Origin of the sequence: Methylomonas koyamae (assembly GCF_001644025.1) — a bacterium.
Lineage (GTDB): Bacteria > Pseudomonadota > Gammaproteobacteria > Methylococcales > Methylomonadaceae > Methylomonas > Methylomonas koyamae_A.
This window is the reverse complement of the sequence record NZ_LUUK01000085.1, coordinates 1-6,600: the sequence shown is the minus strand read 5'-3', so window position 1 is coordinate 6,600 and position 6,600 is coordinate 1. Positions and strand designations below refer to the sequence as shown.

Here is a 6,600-nt window from a genome sequence, read left to right as displayed (position 1 = left end):
GCCTACAACCAGATGGAAGCTAACTTCGCGATGTTTTTCGGTCTGGCGATTCAATTGTACGAATCGACCTTGGTATCCGACCAATCGCCGCTGGATTTAAGCCCGCTGGATGCGGCCATGATTCCGACTTGGTCCAATGTATCCGATCCGGCGCTGGTCGCGTCGCTGAAACGCGGCGTTAGTCTTTTCGTTAACAATAACTGCTCGTTGTGCCACGCCGGACCAACGCTTAGTTTGGCGGCAGTGGCGACGAACGCCGCATTGGTTGCGCCGACGCCGGGCGCGACCTTCGGCCCGCCCGCGACCCCCATCGCCTACGGCCCCAATGCCTTTGGCCCGAATAATATTGCCGCCGGCGCCGGCATCTCCCGCTATGTCAATCCGGTCACTCGCGATAATACCGGCCAGAACCTGCCGCGCCTGATGGATTTGGGCTACACCAATGTCGGCGTGACTAAGCCGGATACCGATCCCGGCGTGGCCAGCGTCGATCCCTTCGGCCAGCCGTTATCGTTCGCGGCCCAATACGTGGAATATCTGGCCGGTAATAACGCCGGGGTCTTCGATTTGCCGATCGACAACGTGCGTAGCTGCGACTTTCTGATTCCGCTGGCGGTCAACTTGAACGCACCGCTCAGTAATATTTTTCTGCCCGGCGACGGCATCCAGGCCGACGGCAGCCGGGAAGGGGTGGCGCGCAACCAAAACTGCCGCAACGCCAATCCGGTCACGGCCTATATTCCGACTGTCGCGGCTGCTCAGGCTAACCGGAACGGTAGCAAAATGGCGGTCGCGACCAACGCCGCGTTCAAGGTGCCGACCCTGCGCAACGTCGAATTGACCGGGCCTTACATGCACAACGGTGGCATGGCGACGCTGGTGCAAGTCATCGAGTTCTACGCCAGGCACGGCAATTTCGCCAGTCCGGAATTGCACGGCGTGATCGGCCCGATCGCGGCGAATTTGATCAACCCGCAAAACACCGACGACCTGAGCAATTTCCTGAAAGCGCTGACCGACGAACGGGTGCGCTACCAAAAAGCCCCGTTCGACCATCCGCAATTAACCATGGGCCACGGCCACGTCGGCAACGATGTGCAAGTTGAAGCCGGCAATCCGCTGGGTGCCGATTTGGCCAAGGACGAAACGCTGACCTTGCCGGCGGTCGGCGCCGACGGCGCGGCCGTGCCGATTACCCCGTTTTTAGCGCCGCTGCCCTAAGGCTGGCCCGCGCGCGTATCGACTCCCAACATTCGGAAACCACTATGAAAACAGCGTTTTTTAGACCGCTAAACCTAGGCCTCGCATTGGCGCTAAGCCTGTGCCGGCTAAATTCTGCCCACGCATCCGCCAGCTACGACAGCATCGTCACGCTGAGCTACTCGATCGGCATTTTAGACAGCACCAATCCCACGGCCGGCGACAGGACGGGCTTGTCCATCCTCGGAACCTATCAGCAAGCTAGCGACGACCAAAACTTTTACGCAGTCGTCGGCGGCGACGGCCAGTACCAGTCTTACAGTCCCAATCCGGCCGCCGCTACGGTTAGCGGCAAGTTCACCGGTTTGTATTCCGTCGGCGGCAACGTTAACTCAGGCAGCGTCGACAGCTTGTTGACGGGATTATTCGGCCTGGAATTGAACAACAACGGTCCGTATAGCTACAACGTGGCCGTTGATTTTCAGTACGCACTGCAAGCGGCCGCTCACGGCGAATTCGCCAGCACCAACATTTTGTTCGATTACTGGGACGAGGGCGGCTCGAATTCCGGCTTCGACTATGTCTCGGCCGAGGCGTTTAGCGGCGATCCGGACGATCAGCAATCGGCGGCGGATACCGCCACGTTTCATTTTGGCTTAGCAGCCGGCGCTACTCGACAGCTCTACGCCCAAGCCGGCATTAGTTCCCATCTGGAATCGGCGGACGCATCGCCGGTACCGCTGCCCGGCGCTGTCTGGCCGTTCTTAAGCGGCGCATCGGCGAGTCTCGGGCTTGCCGGCCGGAGGCAACGCGCCGAGGGCGCCCGCAAAGCTTAACGCCATATCCGCGATGACGGCCCGGACACCGAAAAACCGGTGGTTAACCCAGCGCAAGGACGCGCGCCTTTAACCGGCGGATTGTCGGGTTTGGCTAGTCCCGCCGCGCGAATCGGCCTCATGCGGCGGCAAGCCGGTGTAAGCGCGTGAAATCTCTGGGTGGGTTTCACGGGTGAGGGTGCGTTCATACTCGGGGGTGTCCGTCGCCACGACGCGAACAACGTATGAACAGCGCGGGCTAGGACGTTCCGCGTGGCATGGTCCGGAGGGCAATGCCGAGGAGGGGGAGCGATGATGCGCTCGGCCATGGACAGGCTGGCATTGATCGAACAGGCGAGTTCGATCGATGCCGACTTTGATTGCTGAACGCTACTTATCGTTAATTCATCGGACTTGAGTGATTTATGAAATTTTTATCATTGCAACACGGCGCGGCCCTAATGGCGGTGGCACTAACTTTCGGTAACGGCGCCGCGCAAGCCGGCATCGCCTATAACACCAACGGTTGGGACAGCGGCGATTTCCCCGGTGCGTCCGGATTCGTGCCCGGCACCTGGACAGGCGGCGGCGCGCCGGCATACAGCGGTAAACTGAATGCGGTTTGGTACGCGGACTTGGCGGCCGGCACCAGCGAAACGGTTTCCAGTGCAAACGGCGTCGCGGCCGGCGCCGATCCGTTATACGAATTGGCGGTCGGGCCGATGGGCTGGCAGCGTAACCCGGCGGCGACTTATCCGCATCAAGGCATGGGCCACGGTTCGGATATAGGCCTGATTACATTGGATACCACAACCGATCTGACCATCACCGTAGCCGCCGATTCCGATACGCCGTTGGACCCCACCACGGTCGTTAAACCTGGCTTCTCATTGTTTCAAGGTTGGGACACCGGGACCACCGCCAATCAAGTTCAAGCCTATTACAACAACCTCAGCAATCCGCTCGGTAGCGTGGGCCTGACGTATTTGAACGGCGCGGGCGCCGCTACCGGCCTCACCTCGATCAGTCTGGTGTTCAACCATCTGGCGGCCGGCAACTATACGTTGATCCTCGGCGGCAACGCCGGCGGCGGCCACGGCGCTTACAGCGTCGCCTTCTTCGCCGCGCCGGTACCGCTGCCGGGCGCGGTGTGGCTGTTCGGTAGTGTCTTGGTAGGTTTGGTGGGCGTTGGCCGCCGTAACGGGAATGTCGAAGCATAGGTGCGATTTACCCAAGAGCATAAAAGCGCAGCGTAATCGCACGCATGTCAGACCTTCGTTCCTCCGATTACGCTGCGCCAATCGGAGGAACGCGGACTTAAACCGGGACAGTTTGAGGTTAAGCCGTTCGCCCTGAGTTTGTCGAAGGGCGAACGGTTAAGCCCGGTAGGTTAGACGCATGCTGCTCGTGCGCTGGTGGGTTTGATGGTTAATGGTGGGCAACATTGCCCGCCCTACACCTTGGGCATTTTTAGGCAATTACGTGAATAGAGGAGGCAACATGCAATGTCATTCAACCCGAAGGCGGGCGCCGCCCGGTTTGGCGTTCGCGGTTTTGGGTTTCGCGCTGGCCGGCTTGCCGGTGGCCGGTGTCGGGGCCGCCACCATCACGCTGGGGGCGGGCAAGGTCTCGACGATTTTCGAAAATCAGCCGACCCACAGTATCGGCAAGGGCCCGGCCGTGTTTATCGGCGGCGATGCCGACGGCTCGCCGCGGCGCGGTTTGATCGATTTCAATATCGCCGCCAATCTGCCGGCGACGGCGGTCATCACCGGTGTGGAGTTGACCTTGTATCTGGCCGATGTGGCCGGTGCCGGCGGGAGTGAAGATGCCACGCCGCGCACTATCGAACTGCATCGGTTGACCGGCAATTGGGCTCACGGTCCCACCGCTTTGGGCGTTACCCAAATCGAGGGCACCGACCAAGGGTTTCCGGCGATTCCTCCCAGCCCGACCTGGCTGGACCGCCGCTATTTACAAAACCAGCCTTGGGCCACGCCGGGCGGCGATTTCCAGCCATTGACCAGCGCCAGCACCTTGGTCGGCCAGGCTATCGGCGCGGCCTATACCTGGGCTTCCACGCCGGAGCTGGTCGCCGATGTGCAGGCCATGCTGAACGCGCCGTCCACCAATAACGGTTGGGTATTGCTGAATGCCGACGAATGGAGTCCGGACACCTACCGGGTGTTTTACTCGCAAGCCTGGGACGACACCGCGTTGCGCCCGCAACTAAAAATCAGCTACGAGCTGGCGGCCGTGCCGCTGCCGGCGGCAGTCTGGCTGTTCGGCGTCGGCTTGTTGGGCTTGGTCGGCACCCTGCGCCCTTCGACTAGCTCAGGGCGAACGGTATTTAAAGGCCGAGTTAATAACTCGGAGATGAAGTCATGAAGCTGCTGACACAGTTTTCCCGAACAGTGGCGGTGTGCCTGCTGCTAGCCGATTCGGCGGCGGTATCGGCGGCGGTCGTTACCCTGACGCCCAGCAAGGATGCGACGATTTTTGGTACCAGCATCAATCAAGGCCTGCCCAATTCGTCCGGCCAGGATTTGTTCAATCACAGCAATGGCGCTGGACCCGGCATGTTTGCCGGCGGTAACGGCCAATTCGCGCCGCATCGCGGGTTGATTGCCTTCGATATCGCGTCGCAAATACCGGCGGGCTCGGTGATTACCGGCGTGCAATTGACGCTGTACATCGGCATCGTCGCCGGTTCGGGCGGCGCGGCCGGACTTGGCGACCAAACGCCGCGACCCATGGATTTGTTTCGCCTGACCCGCGACTGGGGCGAAGGGATTACCGGCGGCAACGCCACGCAAATCGGCGGCACCGGCCAGGGCTTTCCGGCCAATCCCGGCGACGCCACCTGGAACGACGCCGCCTACCGGCAAACGCCGTGGACCACGCCCGGCGGCGATTACGTCAATCGAGCCAGCGCCACGCTGGCGGTCGGCAGCGAGTTTGGTTCCGCGCAAACCTGGACGACTACACCGACCTTAGTCCAGGACGTACAAGCCTGGTTGGACGACCCTTCGAGCAATTTCGGCTGGATATTGATCAACCAGGACGAAGATCTCAAGCAAACTCATCGCGCCTTTTATACCAGCGAATGGACCGATCCGGCGCAGCGTCCGCAATTGCAGGTCAGTTATCAACCGGCGCCGGTTCCGGTACCCGCCGCCGCCTGGTTGTTCGGTACCTGCATAACTGGTTTGTTGAGCCTGACTCGGCGTAAGGCCGATGGGGCCGGCAAACCATCGGCTTTTATTTTTAATCGTTCAACTCAAACAGGAAAGAAACCATGAAAAAGCAGACAGTTTTAACGCTGACGGCGGCAATGCTGGTGTGGGGCCAAGGCGCTTGGGCGGCGATATTAACAGGGGGTACCGGCACGTTTACCGTTGCCAATGACGCGGGCAGATTCTACAGCTCCAGCGTCGATAGCAGCGGCAACGCCCTTTTAAACAGCAACCCCGGTTACCGGGATTTTACCTACAACTTTACCTTGGGCGGCGGCGGTTTGAATCAACTCAAGATCAACTCGTCCGCCACTTCGGGCCAAGCGGGACAGCTCGCGGGCACCGCCACTTCGGGCATCTACGACGGTAATTTTTGGGTTACCACCAACGGTGGCAAGGGCGGTAATGACGACATGATTCTGGCCGTGGCGCTAACGGGTCCGATTTCCAGCGATTTTGCGCTGACCATTCAGTCCAACGGTTACGTGGTCGCGCCAAACCAAACCACGAGACCGACGGTATCGGCCGGCAACTGGCAAACCAATGTCGTGAATGAAACCTTTTATGGATCGGACTTTATCTATGGTCCGATGACCAGTAGGCCCGCGTCGGTATATCAGCCGCTCTATAACGGCCAAGATCCCGCTACCACGGGCGCGCTGATGTTCATCGATCTTGGCGTCGCCAACCGGGTCGGTAATCTGTCGGATCAAGTCGTTTTCAGCGTTACCGGCCTCTATGCCGAAAATGTGTTGGCGTTCAGCACGTATGCCTATGACCTTATCGGCGGCAACACGGTAGCCAATGCGATCGGCTGGACAACCCCAACCGCCTCAACCGGCTATACCGTCATAGGCGCCGGCGTCGCGCCCGTTCCGCTACCGGCGGCCGTTTGGTTATTCGGCGGCGCGGTGGCGGGCTTGGTCGGTTTTGGCCGCCGAAACGGGCGTCCGACGGTTTGAAGGTGGTTGTAGGATGCCGCCGAGCGCAGGCAAGGCGCATCGTTCGCGAGCGATGCGATTCCCCCGGTGCCGGCACATCCTACGAAACTGCTCAGGCTGAGCGGTCATTGCGTACCCCACCGGGCTAAAAATTCCCTCGCCTTTATGCTCGGTGGGTCTAAGGGAAAAAGGTTTTTTTCAATGTTCAGAGATTCCCTTTAATAAATTAAATTTGGAATTGGCAATGCGTAAACAGCATCAATGGTACCCGTTTATTTTGGCCGGTTTGTTGGCCGCGACCGCAAGGATGGCAACGGCGGACGGCCCGCTGCCGGTCTCGCTGCGCGGGGTGCCGACGCCACCGGTGCCCGGCCTGCTGGACGGCGCCAATCCGATCGTGGTCGATAA

5 protein-coding genes and 1 pseudogene are annotated in these 6,600 nt (G+C 60.2%); all 6 read left to right on the top strand.

All coding sequences use genetic code 11. The annotated features are described in order from the left end of the window. Positions 1-1,221, top strand: a pseudogene (locus A1355_RS07705) (cytochrome C peroxidase); the annotation flags it as partial. Between the two features lie 44 nt (positions 1,222-1,265). Then, a complete protein-coding gene (locus tag A1355_RS07700) occupies positions 1,266-2,036 on the top strand; it encodes a hypothetical protein (protein WP_157197791.1) in 771 nt (256 codons plus the stop codon). Positions 2,037-2,440: 404 nt separating this feature from the next. Beyond that, a complete protein-coding gene (locus A1355_RS07695) occupies positions 2,441-3,235 on the top strand; it encodes a hypothetical protein (RefSeq protein WP_064026680.1) in 795 nt (264 codons plus the stop codon). 280 nt (positions 3,236-3,515) lie between these two features. Further along, a complete protein-coding gene (locus A1355_RS07690; protein ID WP_064026677.1) occupies positions 3,516-4,403 on the top strand; it encodes a DNRLRE domain-containing protein in 888 nt (295 codons plus the stop codon). Continuing rightward, the gene (locus tag A1355_RS07685) at positions 4,400-5,317 is read left to right on the top strand and encodes a DNRLRE domain-containing protein (protein ID WP_064026673.1); all 918 of its coding nucleotides are present in this window, start codon (positions 4,400-4,402) and stop codon (positions 5,315-5,317) included. The genes A1355_RS07690 and A1355_RS07685 overlap by 4 nt, the downstream gene beginning before the upstream one ends. Next, positions 5,314-6,213 carry a VPLPA-CTERM sorting domain-containing protein gene (locus A1355_RS26055; protein ID WP_064026671.1) on the top strand — a complete coding sequence of 300 codons (900 nt, stop codon included), beginning with the start codon at positions 5,314-5,316 and terminating at the stop codon, positions 6,211-6,213. Before A1355_RS07685 ends, A1355_RS26055 begins: the two co-directional genes overlap by 4 nt. Positions 6,214-6,600: the final 387 nt, after the last annotated feature.

Excerpts from the sequence above, each read along its gene's own strand:
- A1355_RS07700 (WP_157197791.1), top strand. The coding sequence starts at position 1,266 with ATGAAAACAGCGTTTTTTAGACCGCTAAACCTAGGCCTCGCATTGGCG.
- A1355_RS07695 (WP_064026680.1), top strand. The coding sequence starts at position 2,441 with ATGAAATTTTTATCATTGCAACACGGCGCGGCCCTAATGGCGGTGGCA.
- A1355_RS07690 (WP_064026677.1), top strand. The coding sequence starts at position 3,516 with ATGCAATGTCATTCAACCCGAAGGCGGGCGCCGCCCGGTTTGGCGTTC.
- A1355_RS07685 (WP_064026673.1), top strand. The coding sequence starts at position 4,400 with ATGAAGCTGCTGACACAGTTTTCCCGAACAGTGGCGGTGTGCCTGCTG.
- A1355_RS26055 (WP_064026671.1), top strand. The coding sequence starts at position 5,314 with ATGAAAAAGCAGACAGTTTTAACGCTGACGGCGGCAATGCTGGTGTGG.